This window comes from Streptomyces sp. CA-288835, from assembly GCF_050936385.1.
Classification (GTDB): domain Bacteria; phylum Actinomycetota; class Actinomycetes; order Streptomycetales; family Streptomycetaceae; genus Streptomyces.
Map to the genome: position 1 here is coordinate 5,076,242 of NZ_JBNJMW010000001.1, position 18,384 is coordinate 5,094,625.

Sequence of the window (18,384 nt, forward strand, 5' to 3'; positions counted from 1 at the left end):
CCGCCCCCCGAAACGCGTGTGAGTCGATCTCCATCAGGCCAGTAGGATTTCGACCATGGCGGCCACTGGATCCGAGAAGCAGGGTGAGAAGGCGTACTACGTCTCCACCCCCATTTACTACGTCAACGACGCTCCTCACCTGGGCCACGCCTATACGACCGTCGCAGGCGACGTGCTCTCGCGCTGGCACCGCCAGCGCGGTGAGAAGGTGTGGTACCTCACCGGCACGGACGAGCACGGTCAGAAGATCATGCGCACCGCCGAGGCGAACGGCGTCTCCCCGCAGGAGTGGTGCGACAAGCTCGTCGAGGAGGCCTGGAAGCCCATCTGGGAGCACCTGGAGATCGCGAACGACGACTTCATCCGCACCACGCAGAAGCGGCACACGGACCGTGTGCAGGAGTTCGTCCAGGATCTCCACGACAAGGGCGAGATCTACAAGGGCGGCTACGAGGGCCCGTACTGCGTGGGCTGCGAGGAGTACAAGCTCCCCGGCGAGCTGCTCGACGGCGAGGGTGAGTACGCGGGCCAGAAGCTCTGCCCCGTCCACAAGAAGCCGGTGGAACTCCTCAAGGAGGACAACTACTTCTTCAAGCTGAGCGAATACGGCGACAAGCTGCTCGCCCACTACGAGGCCAACCCGGGCTTCATCCAGCCCGAGTCCGCGCGCAACGAGGTCGTGAACTTCGTACGCCAGGGCCTGCAGGACCTGTCGATCTCCCGCTCGACGTTCGACTGGGGCATCCCCGTCCCGTGGGACACCAAGCACGTGATCTACGTATGGATCGACGCGCTGCTCAACTACGCCACGGCGGTCGGCTACAACGAGAACCCGGAGAAGTTCGAGTCGACGTTCCCGGCCGACGTCCACCTCGTCGGCAAGGACATCCTCCGCTTCCACGCGATCATCTGGCCGGCGATGCTGATGGCGAACGGCCTGCCGCTGCCCGGCAAGATCGCCGCCAACGGCTGGTTGATGGTCGGCGGCGAGAAGATGAGCAAGTCGAACCTGACGGGCATCAAGCCGCAAGACCTGACCTCGCACTTCGGCGTGGACGCGTACCGCTGGTACTTCCTGCGGGCCATCGCCTTCGGCCAGGACGGCTCCTTCTCGTGGGAGGACTTCACGGCTCGTTACACGAGCGAGCTGGCGAACGACTACGGCAACCTGGCGTCCCGTGTCGCGGCGATGGTCGGCAAGTACTTCGGCGGCACCCTGCCCGAGGCGACGGCGCCGGGCGAGGCGGAGGCGGCGATCCGCGACGGCCTCGCCAAGGCGGTCACGGAGGCCGACCGGAAGATCGGCGACGAGCTGGACTTCCAGGGCGGCATCCTGGCGGCGTTCGACTTCGTCAAACAGGTCAACGGCTACATCTCGGACGAGGAACCGTGGAAGGTGGCCAAGGACCAGTCGGAGGAAGGCCGGGCTCGCCTCGCCACGATCCTCTACACGGCCGCGGAGTCCCTGCGCGCGGTGGCGGTCCTCATGAACCCGATCATGCCGGACACCTCCCAGAAGCTCTGGGACTCCCTGGGCGCGGACGCCTCCCTCGGCGCCCTCGCGGACCAGAAGGTCCAGGAGGCAGCCGAGTGGGGCAAACTCCCGGCCGGCTCAACGGTGACCAAGGGCGCGGTCCTCTTCCCCCGCCTGGAGGAGAAGCCGAACGCGTAGCGCAAATGGGCCCGGTTACGTCGTACGACGTAACCGGGCCCTTGCGTTTGAAAGATCAGCTTCCAGAGGCGTACGTGACGAAGTCCGCCCAGGCCTCGGGCGTCAGCGCGAGTTGGGGGCCGCCTATGTTCTTGGAGTCGCGGACGTGGACGGTGCCGGGGGTGGTGGCGAGTTCGACGCAGGATTCGCCATCGGTGCCGCCGCTGTAGCTGCTCTTGAACCACACCAGTTCGGAGACGCCCCCGGCGGAAGCCTTGCGGATCATGTTTCTCCCAGCAGTTGCTCGATGAAGGCAAGCGACTCCCGCATCGGGAGCGCCTGTGCCCGGATGGTGCCATACCGCAACTCAAGGATGCGCAGCTGCTTCAGATCGGAGACAGGGCGACCGTTGAATGCACCGTCGGAGCGCGCTACGGCCGTACCGTCTGCGAACTTCAGCAGCTCGATCCTGCCGTCCAGGCCTGGGTGGGCGTCGCTCTTTGTCGGCATCACCTGAAGCGTGACGTTACGCAACCGGCCCACCTCCAGCAGACGTTCGAGCTGCTCCCGCCACACCATTGTGCCTCCGACTTCCCGCCGCAGCGGTGCCTCCTCCAGCACAAAGCTGAGCGAGGGTGCCGGGTCCCGGTCGAAGACCGACTGTCGGTCCAATCGAGCGGCCACCATCCGTTCCACATCATCGGGGGAATACGGCGGTTGCCTGGCCTCGATCAGCGTCCGGGCATGCTCCGGCGTCTGCAACAGGCCGGCGATGATGTTGCACTCGTACACCCCGATCTCGACCGCCTTGGCCTCCAACTGTGCGAGGTCCCGAACCTTCTTCGGATACCGGACCTTGGCCACATCCTCCTTCATCGCCGAGATCAGCCCACCCGCGTCCAACACCTCGTCCGCCTTGTCCAGATACTCGCCGCGAGGAATCCTCTTCCCCGCCTCGATCTTGTAGACAAGGTCTTCCCCGTACCCCACGGCCGCCCCGAACTCGGCCGCCCGCATCCCCACCGCTTCCCGCCGCAGCCTGAGCTGCCGCCCCACGGTCGCGATGACCGCCAGACCCCAGTCGTCGTCCGGGTCAACCTCCCAACCCGGCTCATCCGCCTCGCTCTTGAGCCGTCGTACCTCGCCGTCCACCGACATACCGCACCCCTCCGTCGTACCTCCGTGCCGCAACGCCCGTACCCCTACGGCCCGTTCCGACAGCCCGGACAACAGCGGACAAGGCCCGGACAGTCACCGTACGCACCGGCGTCGTCACTGTTCACGGTAAACATGCACCGCCACGCTCAGTGACGTGAACAAGAAAAAGTCCCCCCAACTCGACGCCCCAGCCCGCCACTTCAGCGTCCTGCTATCCCCCACCCCACGCGGCGCCCGCCTCGCCCGGCTCCTCGCCACCGAGTGGCTACGCACCTGGGACCTGCCGTACGGCATCACCGAGACCGCCGCGCACCTGGTCGCCGAACTCGCCGCGAACGCCGCCACCCACGGCCGCGTCACGGGCCGAGACTTCCGCCTCGCACTCCTGGCCCACGCCAAGACCCTCCGCATCGAGGTGACCGACACCCGAGGCGACGACCTCCCACGCCTCCAACCCCCGTCCCCCGAAACCGAGTCCGGCCGCGGCCTACTCCTCGTCGAAACCCTCGCAAACCGCTGGGGCGTCGAACTGGGACCCGTCCCCCGAAAAACCGTATGGGCCGAACTCGACCTGACACCAGCACCGCACTCACCGGAACCCGGCACCCCGTTCTCCGGTGGACCGTCCGCAACTGCGACGACTGCGCCCCCGCCTTCCGCTCACCCGATCCGGGCGCACGCGGCCGCGACTGCCACGAACTCCGCCCACCTGCCCTCACGGCCGTCTGACGGAGCGCCGCAGGCTCACCCCTGAGGGTGAATATCACCAACTGGGCCCAATCTGGGGCATGTTGCTGCCTTACGCTCGCGACAGCACTTGCCAAAGGCATGTGCCGAAGCAGCTTCGATCAACTGTCGTCCGAACTCCTCCCACAGGAACCCTCATGGTCAGCTCGCCCCACGAGGCGATGCACCGCATCTTCCAAGATCACCCACGCCTCTTCTCCGGGGTGTCCGAGGTGCTCGGCGTGCCCTTCGCCCCTCCCACCGCGGTCACCGTCCTGCCGACCGACCTCACGGAGACCGAACCGCTCGAACGCCGCGTCGACACGTTGTTGCGGCTGGAGGCGGAGGGCGAGGAGCCACTTCTCCTCGCCGTTGAGGCCCAGGGCAACAAGGACCCGCACAAGCCCGCGAGCTGGGCGTACTACGTCTCGCACCTGCTCACGAAATACCGGCTGCAGCCGATGCTGCTGGTCGTCTGCCAGGACCGGGCGACCGCCGAGTGGGCAGCGCGTACGGTCACCTTCGGGCCTCCCCGGTGGCCCTTGCTCACCCTGCGCCCACTGGTCGCGGGCCCGCACAACATGCCGGTGATCACCGACCCTGACGAGGTCCACAGAGACCTCGCCCTCGCCACACTGTCGGCCATCACCCACGCCAAGAGCCCGGACATCGAGGCCATACTCAAAGCAATGACGGCCGTTCTGCAGGAGACTCCGGACGCCGTCAAGAACCCCGTCATCGAATTCATCTTTCAGGGCCTGGGCAAGCTGCCCGCCGCAGCACTGTGGAGGAAACTAGTGGCCGTGGACCTTTCTTTCTACAAGTCGCCCATCTTTGAAGAAGCCCGCGACGAAGGCCGAGCACAGGGCCGGGCCGAGGGTCAGGCACAAGGCCAGGCCCAGGGCCGGGCCGAGGACATCCTGTTCATTTTGGAGCGACGCGGCATCGACGTCCCGGACGAGGCACGCGCACGCATCACCGCCTGCGACGACCTCGATATCCTGCGCCACTGGCTCGACCGAGCCCTCACCGCTCTCTCAGCTGACGAGATCTTCACGGACGAGTAGCCACGGAGGCCAGCGGAGCCCCTGCCCGACGGCGGCACTCGCGGTCGGGCAGGCCCGGGTCCCCGGCAGCCAGCAGAAGGAAATGGTCACCGTGGCACCCCGGGAGTACGCCGAGTGTCCACGGCGTGCCGAGGCCCGGCTTCGCCACCTGGAGAGGGCCCAGCAGTGGGACGAGGACGGGTTCTGGGCACGGCACGCTACGGAAAAGGGCCTCTCTGGAGGACATCATGAGCAGCCAGGCCGTTCACGGACATGAGCTGGTCCCGCGTCCCGAGCAGACCCCTGGTGCCTTGCGCGCCGCCCTCGCTGTCGTCGACCCCGGTCGCCTGAAGGAGATGCAGCGCACGAAGGACGAAGCCTTCGCCAAGTCCGTCGAGTGGCAGTCCCTAACTCCCGTACGGAGCTGGGTCCTCGCGTGGGCCAGAGACATCGAGATCGCCCGCCGCGCCGACCTGTCCGCACGCCATGCGCGTGCGAAACGCGACCTGGAGCACGAGGATCCCGTCGTCGCACAGGAGGCCCTGCGGGAGCTGAGCGCCGTGCTGGACGAGGCCATGAGGGCCTCGGGCCGCCAACGGTAGCGACGGACCTCGGGACCGGTCCCGGGCTACGTCGTGGCTGGCGTCGTAGCAGTCAGGACGCCGATCTTGTCTATGCGGTGTTCGGGGTTGCCCTTGTCGTCGCGCCAGAAGTTGCCGGCTGCGTTGTCCTCGGGAGTCGCGCAGGTGGAGATGGTGATCATGGCTTCGGTGGGCTGGCGGCCGGGGTGGCCGGGGACGGCTGCTCGTTGTTCGGCCAGGGAGCGGTCGGAGCGGAAGGATGTGCTTCTGGTGGTGGTGATCTCGTACTCGTAGATCTTGCCGGCTGCCGTGACGGTCACCGTGTCGCCCTTGTCTAGGGACGGGAGCTCGCGTAGGGGGCCGCCTGCGGAGAGGCGGTGGGCTGTGACCAGGTAGTTTCCGATCTCGCCGGGGCCCACGCCGCCGCGGCTGCCGTACGGGCTGGCTGCGACGCCCTCGTTCTGGATGCGTGTGCCGGGCCAGTCGTCGGTTGTGCCCTCGTACGGGACGACGCGTAGGTCCTTGAGGCCGATCTCCGGGATCGTCAGCGAGGCCGGTTGGGTCCGGGTGCTGGGCTTGGACGGAGTCGGGGTGGGGGAAGGGCTCTCGGGTGAGGGCTCGGCGGGGGGCGTCGTCGGCTCGGTCGTGGTGGAGGATGTGCTCGGCGCGCGTGCCTCGGCGCCCGCGTCCGCATCCGCGCCGCCCGTGGAGCAGCCGACGAGCACGGCGACGACAGCGCCGGTGAGCGCGACGGAGAAAGCTCGGGAACGGGACATAGCACTCAGGACCGGTAGCCGGGACTCAACGAGTCAACACAGAGAACAACGCCCAGAACGGGCGGGGCGTTCCCCGTTCACGGCTCACGGCTCACGGCTCACGGTTCCCGGCCCTCGGCCTTCGGCCCTCACCGCAGAAGGCCAGCAGAAGGCCAACGTGAAAAGCGTGAACACTCTCGGGGAGAGTGTTCACGCTTTTCGCAACAGGTACTCCTCAGCGAAGAACCCCCGCCCCCGCCGTCTTCACCAGCTCCGCCGGCAGGCTCTTGGCCGACGTCTGCAGACCCGCCGTCAGCGTCGGCTTCCAGTTCACCGCCGTCTTGATCTTCTTCGACGACGCGGAGTTGTACGCCGCGACGATGTCGCACGCCTTGCCGTTGACCAGGTTGCCGCTACCCGCGACCGAACCCGTGCCGTCGCCGCTCAGCAGCTTGGCGATCTTGCCTCCGGAGGGCACCGTCCAGGCGTTGTGCTCGGCGACGACCTGGGCCTTGGCGCGGGAGTCGAGGCTGTACTTGGGGGCGTAACCGTTGACGGTCGTCGTGTCGTAGAAGTTGTTGTAGAGGTGGATCTGGCCGATGCGGGCCAGTGGGGCGCGCTGGGTGATGCCCTTCCACACGTTGTGGTGGATGGTGACGCGCAGCTTGCCCTTGGTGTCGGAGTCGCTGCTGCCGATCAGCATCGTCTTGTCGTGGTTCGTGAACTGGTTCCGCTCCACGGTCACCAGGTCGGAGCCATTGGTGATGTCCAGGGCACCGTCGTGGATCTGGTACTTGCGGCCGAAGTACGTTTTCAGCGACTTGTCGAAGTTCGGCGCGTCCGTGAACGTGTTGTGGTCGGCCCAGACATTCGTCGCGCCGCGCAGGGTCACCGAGTCGTAGTTCGAGTTCCACTCGCCCGACGAGCCGTCCGTCGGGTCCCACTGCGGGAAGCAGTCCTCGGTGGCGGAGAAGGTGAGATTGCGGATGATGACGTTCTTCACGTCCTGCACCTGAAGGCTGCCGCCCTTGATGCCGGCCTTCGTGCCGGGAACGCCCACGATGGTGGTGTTGGCGGGCACCTTGAAGACGATGTTCTTCTTCTGCTTGGCCTCGGCGGCTTCGCGGGCGTTCTCCTGGCTGCCGGACGGCATCTTCTTGCCGTACGTCTTCGGGTCGTACGCCTTGAGGTAGGCGGCCAGCGAGTAACCCGTACCGGCGGCGTAGTCGGCGCAGCTCTTGCCGCCGTTCGCGTCGATCGTGCCCTTGATCTTGATGATCTTCGGCGTGGAGTCGGTGCCGTTGCCGAGCGCCTTCGCCAGCTGGGCGCGGGTGCTGACGGTGTAGACGTGCTTGGAGTCGGCCTTCGAGCCGCCCGTCGTACCGGAACCGCTCGCCGCCCAGCCGTCCTTCGCGGGCAGCGACTGGCGGGCCGGCTCGACGGCGGGCGGGGTGGCGTTCGCGTTCATCACAAAGGGGACCGCGCCGAGCCCGGCGGCCGCCACGGCGGCGGCCGACACCAGCGCGGTGCGCCGTCTGCGATGGGACCGGCGGTGGGAAGTGGATGCCACGGATGAGTCCTTACGGGGTTCAGGTGCACGTAAAGCGGAACGTGCACGAGGTTCGCGGAGCCCCGCGTGAACGAGGCTCCTGACTCATCTGTGGTCGCGGGCACAAGAAAGGTTGCCGCCAAGTAGGCGAGACAGAGCGGGTGTTGAGCTGCAGGAGCTCGCCCAGCCGAAGCGCCCCTTCCGGTTCCTCACCTCCGGCCGAAGCCGCCCTCCGGTGCCTCGCCCGCCGTCACCGTCGCGATCTCCTCCGCCGAGCCCAGTTCGCCGCCGGCCGCCAGGCCCCCCGTACTGCCGCCCGAGGTCTCGCCGCCCGCGTACACCGTGTACTCCTCCCTGCTCTCGATCCCGTCACCGGAGTACACGAGGTTCTCGATCGACTTCGAGGTGACGTACGAGGCCACGACCTCGCCGTCCGCGTCCACGACGTGGAGGGTCGTGCCCGCCTGCACAGGCGAATCGAGTGTGGCCGAGACCCAGCCCTGTTCGGACTCGGTGTCGGGGGCGACGGCCATGCCCGCGCTGCCGGCGGCGAGGAGGGTGCCGCCGCTGACGGTGAAGGAGCCGTTGACGTCGAGGGCTCCGTTGCCGCCCTGTTCCGGGCCGTTGACGACGACCGTGCCGCCGGTGATCTCGGCGGTGCCGTTGGAGTCGAAACCGTCGCCGTCGGCGTTGATGACGAGGGTGCCGCCGGTGACGTTCGCGGTGTAGTCGCCGGTCTCACTGCCACCTCCGCCTCCGGGGCCGCCGCCCTGCCCGCCGCCGCTGTCCGAGGTCGTCGTACCGCCGGACGCGTTGATGCCGTCGTCGCTGGACGTGATGGTCGCCCTGCCGCTGCTGACGGTGATGTCCTTGCCTTCGAGTCCCTCGGTCGACGCCTTGACCTGCAACTCTCCCTTACTGACGACCAGTTCGCCCTCCGCGTGGACGCCGTCGTCCCCCGCCGAGACGGTGACATCGGCGCCGCTGACGTGCACGGCCGCCTCACTGTGGACGGCGTCGGCGGACGACTCCACGCTGACGGTGCCGCCCTCGAGAACCGCGATGACCCCCGACTTCAGCCCGTGCGCGGAGGAGTCATCGGCGGCCTCGCTGGCGGCGGACAGCGATCCGCCCGTCACCACGAGATCGGTGACCGCGTCGACCCCGTCACCCTCCGCCGTCACCGCCACCGTTCCGCCGTCGACGGCGACATAACCGGCGTCCGCGTCCTCGGAGTTGTCGGCCTTGAGCCCGTCGCCCTTCGCGGTGACGGTGACCTTGCCGCCGTTCACGACGAGGTAGTTCTTGCCCCGGATCCCGTCGTCCACGGCGTCGACCTTGACCGTCCCGGAGGCGATGACCAGGCCGTCCGTACTCGCGATCCCGTCGTTGCCGTTGCCGTGCACGGTGAGCGTTCCGCCGCCCGCGACGGTGAGGTCGCCGGCGCTGTACAGGGCGGCGTTGGCGCCAGCGTCCTCGGCGTACGAGTCGGTGTCGGCGAGCGTGTTCTCGCTGCCGTCCGCCAGCACGACCACGAGCTTCTCCGCCTCGCTGGCGGCGATCGCCGCGCCGGAGGAACTGGATATGTCGACCCCGTCCAGTACCAACTTCACCGTCGCGTCAGGTGCGTTGACGACGACCTGACCGTCGCTGAGACTCCCGCTCAGCCGGTACGTGCCACCTGCGGTGATGGTCACCGTGGCCCCGTCGACCGTGACCCCGTCCCCCTCGGCGGAGGCGGACTCGCCGTCCAGCTCGATGTCCACGGCCTCGGACTCGTCCCATTCCGCGTCACCGTCCTCGGCATGATCCGCCTGGTTGTCGGCGAGGACGGCGGCGGCGGTCTGCGTACCGTCCGCGACACCGCCCGACGAGCTCGAACTCGAGCTCGACCCCGAGCCGGACGAGGAGTCGCTGTCACCGGACGAGCACCCGGCCAGCACCGCCGTGGCCAGCGCCATCGAGGCGAGGGCGCCCGCCACTTTCGTACGCAACTGCCGTACCGATCTCATGCCCGTACGCCCGCTTCGACGGACCGTACGCCCGCTCCGGCTGATCGTTTTCTTGCTCATGCGAGGCTCTCGTGGAGTGCGGTCGGAAAGTGGCGCCGCAGGACGGGCAGCCATCGGTTGGCGGGGAGTTCGGGGCGCAGGGCGGCGAGCCCGGTGCCGTACTTCGACACGGGACACGGCCGGTGCCCCAGCGACCAGAGCAGCCGGTCGGCATCCGAGCCCGCCCGGCCCGACTTGGTCTCGACGATGGCCCGGTCGTCGGTCCGCAGGGCGGTGCCGTCGGGCAGGGTCCAGGTCAGCCCGGTGTCTACGGTGAGCCGGCTCCCGGTGGCCGGGAAGAACAGCGTCGTACGCCGGTAGAACGTGGTGAGCGTGGGGACGAAGCGGAGCCCCGCGGAGTTGATCCCGGCCTCGGCGAGCACCGTGTCGGCGTACGCCCGCGCCTCGCCCCCGAGCCGCCGGAAGTCCCCGTCGTACGGGATGCGTTGCTTGACGGTGGTGCCGCGCGGCCCACGCGTCTTGATCTCGAAGAAGTGCCGGCCGGAATCCAGACCGGAATCCAGATACGTACGGATGCGCAGCTTGAACCGTCGCCTGCGGCGGCGCGCGGCCGCCAGATACCCGTCCATCCCAGGGGTGTCGAAGTAGATGGACCGATACCCGAACTCCCTCTCCCCCCGGCCCATTTCGAGCACCCGGACGTCACCGTCCAGTCCGCCGAGCACGAAGGGCAGATCGACGACCGGGAGCATGTACTTGCGGTCCAGGCGGGTGAGCAGTTCGGCCCGCTCGACGAGTTCGTCCAGCCCGATCGGCGGCAGCGCGGCCACGAAGCGATCGATGGCGGCCGTCATGGCCGAACGCCTTGCGGGGAGGGCGACTTGAGCTCCTCGGGAACCCGCGCACCGGTGCCAGACACGACGTACCGCACCTCGACGCGCGTCATGTCATTGACCAGGTCGATGTCCTGCACCGACAGGTTCACCACCCGCCCGCCCAGCAGCACTTCGAGGTGCGAGCGGAGGGCGTCCTCATCGGTGTACGCGGAGTCGAGGCGCAGGCTCTGCTGCCGGTGCCGCGGGAACAGGCGGGGGTGATCGCCGACGTACAGGGTGATGACGATGAGCGCCATCAGCCCGGTGTTCAGCAGGGTCACGGTGTGCGGGAGCCCGGCGAGGAGGCCGATGGCCAGCGCGGAGAAGTAGTACGCGATCTCGTGCTGCGCGATCTCGTACGACCGCAGCCGGATGATCGACAGCACCCCGAACAGCCCCATCCCGAGGCCGATCCCCACCGAGGCGGAACTGAGCGTCATCGCCACGGCGAGCACCCCGACGTTCACACCGAGGAAGGCGGCGATCAGGTCGCGCCGATGGTGGCGCGGGAAGTACACGGCGAAGGTGAGGACGGCGATGGCAAGCAGGTCGGCCCCGACAAGTACCAGCTGTTTCATGGCCGTTGCCTCTTCCCGGGTCTCTGGTCATCTGCGATGGATGCGCTCATGACCACACGATCGGTGGGCTGGCTGTGAGGTGCCTTTTGGTTTCCTTAAGGAGGCTTGAGAAGTACGCGAGGCGGATGTGAGGTGAACTACTCGCAATCGGCGGGTGCCCGCATGGACCGGGTGGAAAATCGCTCGCCCGTCGCCCGTACCGCAGGAGACCATGCGCCCATGCCCCACGCCGGACCGCCGACCTCAGCCGTACGCGTGCCCGCACCGATCGCCGAACTGGCCGGAGACCGGCCGCTGTTGCCCGTCTGGCTGAACCACTTGGGCGGCCTGACCTTCCGCATCGGCGACGACCACGATCAGGGGCGGCTGTTCGCCAAGTGGGCGCCGACGGACTCCGGCCTGGACCTGCCCGCCGAGGTGGAACGGCTGCGCTGGGCCGGGGACTTCACGCCCGTACCTCGCGTCCGTGAATACGGAGCCGATGCGGACGGAGCCTGGCTCATCACGGACGCACTGGCCGGCGAGAGCGCCGTCAGCCCCCGGTGGCAGGCGGATCCCGCCACGGCCGTACGAGCCTTGGGGGCGGGGCTGCGCGCCCTGCACGACCAACTGCCCGTCGCCGCCTGCCCGTTCAGCTGGTCGGTGGAACACCGCCTGGAACGCGCCCGCCGGTCAGGCCTCGCCGTACCGTCCGACCTGCCCGACCCCCCGCCGATCGACCGCCTCGTCGTCTGCCACGGCGACGCTTGCGCGCCCAACACCCTGCTGCACGACGACGGTTCATGGTCCGCCCACGTCGACATGGGCGCCCTCGGCCTCGCCGACCGCTGGGCCGACCTGGCCGTCGCCACCTGGAGCACGGAGTGGAACTACGGCCCGGGCTGGGACGACACCCTCCTGGACGGGTACGGCATCACTCCGGATGCGGAGAGGACGGAGTACTACCGGCTTCTTTGGAGCGTGACGTGAGCCTGGGCGTTACGTGAGCCTGGCGTGACGCGAGCCCGTAGCCGACGTCGGCTTGTGGCCGACGGATCAGCGCCTCTTGAACTCCACCGGGCCGCCGTTCATCTCGATGGTGCCGTCCGGGTGGAGGACCGGGCGGCGTTCCGTCATACGGCCGCTGTAGGCCTCGATATGGCGGATGGCCGCTCCGTCGGCGTCGGTGAAGTCGACCAGCGCGATGGCCACCCAGTAGCGGGTCTTGGTGTTCTCGAAGAGGGGCACGGTGACGGTGGAGCCGCGGCCGTCCGTGACGACGACCTTCGCGCCGAAGCTGCGGAAGGAACCGAATCCGTTACTGACCGCGGAGTATGCGCAGAGCAGGACGTAGCCCTGTTCGTCGGGGCGGACGATGCGGATGGTCTCGCGGCCGGGTACGCGTGCGTCGCCGTCCAGGCATATGAAGGGCCGGTTCTTCACCGATCCGAGGCGCTTGTAGTACACGACGTCGGCGGCCTTGTCCGTCCCCTCCTTCGCCGCGCCCTTCGCAGCCGCAGGCCCGGTCTGGACAAGGGTGCCGGGTGCCTTCTCGCCACGTATCGCCTTCGAAGCCGGTACGAACAGGGCGTACAGATCGAGATCGGCGCCCTTCTTTCGCAGCACATTCCGCCGCAGGTGGCCCGGAACCAAGGTCGGTTCCGGGCCACTAAGCGGCCTTGGTGAAGTCCGGTGCGATACCGCGCCCACTTGAGGGGCCGCAGGCCCCGATAGGGGCGCGGGGCTGTGTCAATTTGCGGCTCCGCCGCGATGGGGGTCCCCCCGCTCGAGCGCAGCCGAGAGTGGGGGAGCGACCAGCCACGACATACCCGCAGCCGAATAACTGCACCTCCAGCGGAGCTACTTCGGCTGCGGCTTCTGCACCGAAAGGTGCAGCTCCCGCAGCCGCGCAGGCTCCAGCTCCGTCGGCGCCCCCATCATCAGATCCTGCGCGTTGCCGTTGAGCGGGAAGGCGATCGTTTCGCGGATGTTGGGCTCGTCGGCCAGGAGCATCACGATCCGGTCGACGCCCGGCGCGATGCCGCCGTGCGGAGGAGCGCCGAAGCGGAACGCGCGCAGCATGCCCGCAAACTCACGCTCGACCGTCTCCGCCTCGTAGCCCGCGATACCGAAGGCCTTGAGCATGATGTCCGGCTCGTGGTTCCGGATCGCGCCGGAGGACAGCTCGACGCCGTTGCAGACGATGTCGTACTGCCAGGCCAGGACGTCCAGCGGGTCCTGGGTCTCCAGGGCCTCCATACCGCCCTGCGGCATCGAGAAGGGGTTGTGGGAGAAGTCGATCTTCCCCGTCTCCTCGTCCTTCTCGAACATGGGGAAGTCCACGACCCAGCAGAAGCGGAAGACGTCCTCCTCGAAGTGGCCCGAGCGACGGGCGGCCTCGACCCGCACCGCGCCCATGATCTTCGAGACCTCGTCGAACTCGCCCGCGCCGAAGAACACCGCGTGACCGGCGGCAAGAGACAGCCGCTTGGTCAGCTCCGCGACGTTCTCCTCCGTCAGGAACTTCGCGATCGGGCCGGACAGCGAGCCATCCTCACCGACCCGCACCCACGCCAGGCCCTTCGCGCCCTGCGAGACGGCGTAGTCACCGAGCTGGTCGAAGAACTTCCGGGGCTGCGAGGCAACGTCCGGTACCGGCAGCGCCCGTACGTGCTTGCCCGCGAAGGCCTTGAACTCCGAGCCCTCGAAGATGTCGGTGATGTCGGCCAGCTCCAGCTGGGCCCGCAGGTCCGGCTTGTCGGAGCCGTACTTCAGCATCGCCTCGCGGAACGGGATCCGCGGGAAGGGAGAGGTGACATGACGGCCGTTGCCGAACTCCTCGAACAGCTCCGTCATCAGCTGCTCGATCGGCTGGAAGACGTCCTCCTGCTCGACGAAGGACATCTCGACGTCGAGCTGGTAGAACTCGCCCGGCGAACGGTCCGCGCGCGCGTCCTCGTCACGGAAACAGGGCGCGATCTGGAAGTAGCGGTCGAAGCCGGAGATCATCAGCAGCTGCTTGAACTGCTGCGGGGCCTGCGGAAGGGCGTAGAACCTGCCCGGGTGCAGACGGGACGGGACGACGAAGTCGCGGGCGCCCTCGGGCGAGGTGGCGGTGAGGATCGGGGTCGCCAGCTCGTTGAAGCCGAGCGCCGTCATCTTGCTGCGGATCGCGGAGATGACCGCCGTACGCAGCATGATGTTGCGGTGCATGCGCTCGCGGCGCAGGTCCAGGAAGCGGTACTCCAGGCGCCGCTCCTCATTCACACCGTCCTCGGTGTTGATGGTGAAGGGCAACGGGGCGGCGGCGCCGAGCAGTTCGACCTCGCTGACCTCGACCTCGACCTCGCCGGTCGGCAGGTCCGGGTTGATGTTCTCGGCTCCGCGCGAGACGACCTGGCCGTCGACGCGGACGGTCGACTCCTTGGAGAGCTTGTCCAGCGCCTCGTACGCGGCCGTGCCGGGACGGGCGACCAGCTGCGTGATGCCGTAGTGATCGCGCAGATCGATGAAGAGGATGCCGCCCAGGTCGCGCCGATTGTGCAGCCAGCCGCTCAGCCGGACGTCGCTGCCGACGTCAGAGGCGCGGAGCTCGCCGCAGGTGTGGGACCTGTACCGATGCATCGTCGTTCATCCAGCCTTCGCGGATCGGGGTCTTGGTGTCGCAATCTGTGTGCCACAGCCTGAATGCCGGCCTGGGCGTCACGGTCTGTGTTTCACGTGAAACACAGACCGTGTGAAACACAGACCCAAGCGTACCGGGGAGCCACCACCGGCCTCCCCACCATTACGGCCGGGTCACGACCATCACGGGCCGGTCACGGTCCGACCCTCTGAAGGGTGGCCTTTCTCCCTTTGGTGGCTTCTCACGATCACCTCTTCCTACAGTGGCCCAATGCGCACTGGTGAGCCCCTGCCCGCCGTGGGGGACGTCCTGGCCGCCCTCGCGACCGGCCTGTGGCGTTGGGACAACGCGGCCGAGCTGGTCACTCTGGATGCCGAGGCCGCACGGCTGCTCGGACTGCCCACCGAGGCGGTCACGCTGACAGAGGCCGGCGCCCGCGCCCGCTTCCACCCGGTCGACTGGAACGAGGTCAAACCGGTCGTCCAGCTCGCCGCTTCCGAGGGCACCATCGCCGAACTCCGGATGCGGGTCATGGACGAGCAGGGACGCGTACTACGTACGGTGCGCAGCCGCTCCAAGCCGTCGTACGACACCGAATCGCACTCCTACCAGCTGGTCGGCACCCTCCAGGAGGTCTCCGAGCCACCGCCGGGCGCCGCCGCGCGCACCCCCGTCACCGGTGACTGGCGCCGCTCCCGCGAGGCGTTCCTGCTGGACGCGGGGCGCGCACTGGCCGAGGCCCGGTCCACGGCGGAGGTGCTGCGGGTGGCGGCCGGCCTGTCGATGCCCGGCTTCTCACCGGACGGCCTGGCCGTCTACGGCACTCAGGGCGACCGGCTGACCCTCATCGGCCACCACGGGCACCAGTCCGACGACGAGGGACCGTCCTCCGCGATGTCCGTGGACACGGACCATCCGGCCGCGGAGGTCGTACGCACCGGCCGTGCCGTCTATCTCTCCTCCCCGAAGGACTACCGGAAACGCTTCCCGGCCTGGTGGCCGCTCGCCCAGGGTTTCGGCAGGCAGTCGTGGGCGTTTCTGCCGCTCGTCGTCGCGGGCCGCACGATAGGCGCGTGGATGGCGGCCTTCACCTACCGCGTCTCCTTCACACCCGACGAACGCTCCGTCCTCACCACCGTGGCCCGCATGCTCGCGCAGGCCCTCTCCCGCGCCGGTGCCGCCGAGTCCGAACGCGAACTGACCGACGGCCTCCAGCGCTCGATGCTGCCCAACCTGGGGCCGCAGATCCCGGGCATGACCGTGGCCGCGCGGTACGTACCCACCGGCGGCGGACTCCAGGTCGGCGGCGACTGGTACGACATGATCCCCCTCCCCGGGGGCACCTCCCGGACGCAGCCCGGCGGCGGCAGATTCGCCCTGGTCATCGGCGACGTCCAGGGCCATGACGTACGCGCCGCCGGACTGATGGGCCAGCTGCGGATCGCGCTCAGGGCGTACGCCTCCGAAGGGCACCGCCCGGACGCCGTACTGTCGCGCGCCTCCCGGTTCCTGTACGGGATGACGTCCGAGGAGGAGTCCGCCGACCTGCGCTTCGCGACCTGCCTGTACGTGGAGGTCGACCCCGAGACCGGCGTACTGGACATCGCCCGCGCCGGGCACCCGGACCCGGCGATACGGATGGCCGACGGGACCGTGCTGACCCGGCCCACCGCGGGCGGACTGCCGCTCGGCATCGACCCGGACGCGGACTATCCGACGACGCGGCTTGCCCTGGAACCCGGCGAGACCATGCTGATCTGCACCGACGGGCTCATCGAGACCGGCGGGCACGACCTCGACACCGGCTGGCTCAGGATCCGCAAGATCCTGGAGAGCCACGACGGCGAGACAAGCGACCTGGAGGCCCTGGCCGACGCGCTGGTCCAGGCTGTGCACGGACCCTCCTCGCACCACATGACCGGACCGCTGGTGGACCGCCGGGAGGACGACATCGCGGTTCTGCTGCTGTGCCGGCAGGGGGAGGGCTGCGGCTGCGGCGACCAGCCGGCGGCACGGACGTCCGTACGCCGCACCGTGCTGACCGTGGCCCAGGCCGAACCCGAGCGGGTCGCGGACGCACGCCGCCAACTGAAGGAGCTGCTGCACGACTGGTCGTCCGAGGACCAGATCGACTCTGCGGTGCTCCTGGTCTCGGAGATGGTCACGAACGTACTCGTCCACACGGACGCCGAAGCGCTGCTCGTCGCCGAGATGACGGGCGAGGCAGGCTCCCGCCGGATCCGGGTCGAGGTCACCGACTGCAGCGACGCCCTGCCACACAAGCGTCAGCCCGGAGAACTGGCGTCCTCCGGGCGGGGCTTGATGCTCATGGAACTGCTCTCGGACGCCTGGGGAGTGGACCCGCGGGGCGAGGGCAAGAGCATCTGGTTCGAGCTCTACGAACCGGACGGCGCCGAACCGGACGGTTCCGGAGAGCTGTGATCAGAGGTACTGGCCGTCGTCGGCTCCCTTTTCCGACGCCGACCGCACCTTGACCGCGACGACGTTGGAACAGTTGACCAGCAGGGTCCCACTGTCGCCGCCGTCACGGCCGTTCAGCTCGAAGCGCAAGGTGCGCTCCTGCTCCAACGCCTCGGTGACGCTGTCCTCCGCCGCCTCCAGCGACTCGAAGTCCCGGCTTCTGACGGCCAGCGGCTCCCCGACGACGGGATGGAACACGAGGTGGATTTCCGGATTCTCCTGCGCCATACCCGCCGTCCTTCCGCTCCGCGTCCCATCGACGGAGTCGCGTTCCGCGTCCTGTGCGTTAGAGACCGCCCTCGGACATCCCGTGCACGGCCGGAATCGTACCCAGTCGTCCCTTCTGGAAGTCCTCGAAAGCCTGCTGCAGCTCCTCGCGGGTGTTCATCACGAACGGCCCGTAGTGCGCCATCGGCTCACGGATCGGCTGGCCACCCAGGAGGACGACCTCCAGGTCAGGCGTGTGCGAGTCCTGCTTCTCGTCCGCGCGGACCGTCAGCGAGGAGCCCGCGCCGAACACGGCGGTCTGGCCCAGGTGGATCGGGCGGCGCTCCGCGCCCACGGCACCCTTGCCGGCCAGTACGTACGCGAGGCCGTTGAAGTCCTCGCGCCAGGGCAGGGTGATCTCGGCGCCCGGCGCCAGCGTCGCGTGCACCATCGTGATCGGCGTGTGCGTGATGCCGGGGCCCTGGTGACCGTCCAGCTCACCGGCGATGACACGCAGCAGCGCGCCGCCGTCGGGGGTGCTGAGGAGCTGCACCTGACCACCACGGATGTCCTGGTACCGCGGGGCCATCATCTTGTCCTTGGCCGGGAGGTTCACCCACAGCTGGAGGCCGTGGAAGAGACCGCCGGACATGACGAGCGACTCCGGGGGCGCCTCGATGTGGAGCAGGCCTGAACCGGCCGTCATCCACTGGGTGTCACCGTTGGTGATGGTGCCACCGCCGCCCTGGCTGTCCTGGTGGTCGAAGATCCCGTCGATGATGTACGTGACGGTCTCGAAGCCGCGGTGCGGATGCCAAGGCGTGCCCTTCGGCTCCCCTGGTGCGTACTCCACCTCGCCCATCTGGTCCATCATGATGAACGGGTCGAGGTACTTGTAATTGATCCCCGCGAAGGCCCGGCGGACGGGGAAGCCCTCGCCCTCGAACCCACTTGGCGCGCTGGTCACCGCCAGCACCGGGCGGGCCACGGCCTCGGCCGACGCCACCACACGGGGCAGGGTCAGCGGGTTCTCGACGGTCACTGCAGGCATGTCGGTACCTCCTTGTGCTCCGAGTTTAGTTGACTATTGAACTTCCTGCCACCCGGAACAGAGAACGCCCGGAGGGAATTCCCTCCGGGCGCCTCGTGGTGTCGGGGCAC

General features: G+C 68.4%; 17 protein-coding genes. 6 read left to right on the plus strand and 11 right to left on the minus strand.

Features of this window, described 5'->3' with window-relative positions; translation table 11 throughout:
* The first annotated feature begins 55 nt into the window (after positions 1 to 55).
* Positions 56 to 1,672, plus strand: a complete 1,617-nt coding sequence (metG, locus tag ACQEVY_RS22815) for a methionine--tRNA ligase (protein ID WP_432951309.1) — start codon at positions 56 to 58, stop codon at positions 1,670 to 1,672.
* 55 nt (positions 1,673 to 1,727) lie between these two features.
* Here the strand turns inward: metG and ACQEVY_RS22820 are convergent, their stop codons facing one another.
* Both ACQEVY_RS22820 and ACQEVY_RS22825 read right to left on the minus strand, forming a co-directional pair.
* The gene (locus ACQEVY_RS22820) at positions 1,728 to 1,937 is read right to left on the minus strand and encodes a DUF397 domain-containing protein (protein ID WP_432951311.1); all 210 of its coding nucleotides are present in this window, start codon (positions 1,935 to 1,937) and stop codon (positions 1,728 to 1,730) included.
* Positions 1,934 to 2,809, minus strand: coding sequence for a helix-turn-helix domain-containing protein (locus tag ACQEVY_RS22825; protein ID WP_432951313.1), 876 nt, complete (start codon positions 2,807 to 2,809; stop codon positions 1,934 to 1,936). Before ACQEVY_RS22825 ends, ACQEVY_RS22820 begins: the two co-directional genes overlap by 4 nt.
* Before the next feature lie 154 nt (positions 2,810 to 2,963).
* Between ACQEVY_RS22825 and ACQEVY_RS22830 the strand changes: the two genes are divergently transcribed.
* The 3 genes from ACQEVY_RS22830 to ACQEVY_RS22840 all read left to right on the plus strand — a co-directional run bounded on the left by ACQEVY_RS22830 (position 2,964) and on the right by ACQEVY_RS22840 (position 5,183).
* The gene (locus ACQEVY_RS22830) at positions 2,964 to 3,563 is read left to right on the plus strand and encodes an ATP-binding protein (protein ID WP_432951315.1); all 600 of its coding nucleotides are present in this window, start codon (positions 2,964 to 2,966) and stop codon (positions 3,561 to 3,563) included.
* A gap of 130 nt (positions 3,564 to 3,693) precedes the next feature.
* On the plus strand, positions 3,694 to 4,602 hold the full coding sequence (locus ACQEVY_RS22835; RefSeq protein WP_432951317.1) for a hypothetical protein: 909 nt from the start codon (positions 3,694 to 3,696) through the stop codon (positions 4,600 to 4,602).
* 227 nt (positions 4,603 to 4,829) lie between these two features.
* Entirely contained in the window at positions 4,830 to 5,183 is a 354-nt protein-coding gene (locus ACQEVY_RS22840; RefSeq protein ID WP_432951319.1) for a hypothetical protein, read from the plus strand.
* A gap of 26 nt (positions 5,184 to 5,209) precedes the next feature.
* On the opposite strand, the gene ACQEVY_RS22845 is transcribed toward ACQEVY_RS22840, so the two are convergent.
* The 5 genes from ACQEVY_RS22845 to ACQEVY_RS22865 form a co-directional block, all read right to left on the minus strand.
* Positions 5,210 to 5,938 (minus strand): class E sortase, encoded by a 729-nt coding sequence (locus ACQEVY_RS22845; RefSeq protein WP_432951321.1) that lies wholly within the window; start codon positions 5,936 to 5,938, stop codon positions 5,210 to 5,212.
* Positions 5,939 to 6,152: 214 nt separating this feature from the next.
* Positions 6,153 to 7,487, minus strand: coding sequence for a pectate lyase family protein (locus ACQEVY_RS22850; RefSeq protein WP_432951323.1), 1,335 nt, complete (start codon positions 7,485 to 7,487; stop codon positions 6,153 to 6,155).
* A gap of 188 nt (positions 7,488 to 7,675) precedes the next feature.
* On the minus strand, positions 7,676 to 9,538 hold the full coding sequence (locus ACQEVY_RS22855; protein ID WP_432951325.1) for a carbohydrate-binding domain-containing protein: 1,863 nt from the start codon (positions 9,536 to 9,538) through the stop codon (positions 7,676 to 7,678).
* On the minus strand, positions 9,535 to 10,332 hold the full coding sequence (locus ACQEVY_RS22860) for a polyphosphate polymerase domain-containing protein (protein ID WP_432951327.1): 798 nt from the start codon (positions 10,330 to 10,332) through the stop codon (positions 9,535 to 9,537). The genes ACQEVY_RS22855 and ACQEVY_RS22860 overlap by 4 nt, the downstream gene beginning before the upstream one ends.
* Complete coding sequence (locus tag ACQEVY_RS22865) at positions 10,329 to 10,931, minus strand: DUF4956 domain-containing protein (RefSeq protein ID WP_432951329.1); 603 nt, start codon at positions 10,929 to 10,931, stop codon at positions 10,329 to 10,331. Before ACQEVY_RS22865 ends, ACQEVY_RS22860 begins: the two co-directional genes overlap by 4 nt.
* Positions 10,932 to 11,150: 219 nt before the next feature.
* On the opposite strand from ACQEVY_RS22865, the gene ACQEVY_RS22870 reads away from it, so the two are divergent.
* Positions 11,151 to 11,900 carry an aminoglycoside 3'-phosphotransferase gene (locus ACQEVY_RS22870; RefSeq protein WP_432951331.1) on the plus strand — a complete coding sequence of 250 codons (750 nt, stop codon included), beginning with the start codon at positions 11,151 to 11,153 and terminating at the stop codon, positions 11,898 to 11,900.
* 66 nt (positions 11,901 to 11,966) lie between these two features.
* Here ACQEVY_RS22870 and ACQEVY_RS22875 read toward each other — a convergent pair whose 3' ends face one another.
* Entirely contained in the window at positions 11,967 to 12,536 is a 570-nt protein-coding gene (locus tag ACQEVY_RS22875) for a hypothetical protein (RefSeq protein ID WP_432951333.1), read from the minus strand.
* 234 nt (positions 12,537 to 12,770) lie between these two features.
* Entirely contained in the window at positions 12,771 to 14,534 is a 1,764-nt protein-coding gene (gene aspS, locus ACQEVY_RS22880; protein ID WP_432951335.1) for an aspartate--tRNA ligase, read from the minus strand.
* 271 nt (positions 14,535 to 14,805) lie between these two features.
* On the opposite strand from aspS, the gene ACQEVY_RS22885 reads away from it, so the two are divergent.
* On the plus strand, positions 14,806 to 16,977 hold the full coding sequence (locus tag ACQEVY_RS22885; RefSeq protein WP_432951337.1) for a SpoIIE family protein phosphatase: 2,172 nt from the start codon (positions 14,806 to 14,808) through the stop codon (positions 16,975 to 16,977).
* Here the strand turns inward: ACQEVY_RS22885 and ACQEVY_RS22890 are convergent, their stop codons facing one another.
* Positions 16,978 to 17,244 (minus strand): hypothetical protein, encoded by a 267-nt coding sequence (locus ACQEVY_RS22890; RefSeq protein WP_432951339.1) that lies wholly within the window; start codon positions 17,242 to 17,244, stop codon positions 16,978 to 16,980.
* Positions 17,245 to 17,302: 58 nt separating this feature from the next.
* The gene (locus tag ACQEVY_RS22895; RefSeq protein ID WP_328770258.1) at positions 17,303 to 18,274 is read right to left on the minus strand and encodes a pirin family protein; all 972 of its coding nucleotides are present in this window, start codon (positions 18,272 to 18,274) and stop codon (positions 17,303 to 17,305) included.
* Positions 18,275 to 18,384: the final 110 nt, after the last annotated feature.

Bases quoted from the DNA above. Each gene is read 5' to 3' on its own strand.
- ACQEVY_RS22865 (WP_432951329.1), bottom strand. From the start codon at position 10,931: ATGAAACAGCTGGTACTTGTCGGGGCCGACCTGCTTGCCATCGCCGTC.
- aspS (WP_432951335.1), bottom strand. From the start codon at position 14,534: ATGCATCGGTACAGGTCCCACACCTGCGGCGAGCTCCGCGCCTCTGAC.
- ACQEVY_RS22820 (WP_432951311.1), bottom strand. From the start codon at position 1,937: ATGATCCGCAAGGCTTCCGCCGGGGGCGTCTCCGAACTGGTGTGGTTC.
- ACQEVY_RS22860 (WP_432951327.1), bottom strand. From the start codon at position 10,332: ATGACGGCCGCCATCGATCGCTTCGTGGCCGCGCTGCCGCCGATCGGG.
- ACQEVY_RS22855 (WP_432951325.1), bottom strand. From the start codon at position 9,538: ATGAGCAAGAAAACGATCAGCCGGAGCGGGCGTACGGTCCGTCGAAGC.
- ACQEVY_RS22835 (WP_432951317.1), top strand. From the start codon at position 3,694: ATGGTCAGCTCGCCCCACGAGGCGATGCACCGCATCTTCCAAGATCAC.
- ACQEVY_RS22890 (WP_432951339.1), bottom strand. From the start codon at position 17,244: ATGGCGCAGGAGAATCCGGAAATCCACCTCGTGTTCCATCCCGTCGTC.
- ACQEVY_RS22870 (WP_432951331.1), top strand. From the start codon at position 11,151: ATGCCCCACGCCGGACCGCCGACCTCAGCCGTACGCGTGCCCGCACCG.
- ACQEVY_RS22885 (WP_432951337.1), top strand. From the start codon at position 14,806: ATGCGCACTGGTGAGCCCCTGCCCGCCGTGGGGGACGTCCTGGCCGCC.
- metG (WP_432951309.1), top strand. From the start codon at position 56: ATGGCGGCCACTGGATCCGAGAAGCAGGGTGAGAAGGCGTACTACGTC.
- ACQEVY_RS22825 (WP_432951313.1), bottom strand. From the start codon at position 2,809: ATGTCGGTGGACGGCGAGGTACGACGGCTCAAGAGCGAGGCGGATGAG.
- ACQEVY_RS22845 (WP_432951321.1), bottom strand. From the start codon at position 5,938: ATGTCCCGTTCCCGAGCTTTCTCCGTCGCGCTCACCGGCGCTGTCGTC.
- ACQEVY_RS22895 (WP_328770258.1), bottom strand. From the start codon at position 18,274: ATGCCTGCAGTGACCGTCGAGAACCCGCTGACCCTGCCCCGTGTGGTG.
- ACQEVY_RS22840 (WP_432951319.1), top strand. From the start codon at position 4,830: ATGAGCAGCCAGGCCGTTCACGGACATGAGCTGGTCCCGCGTCCCGAG.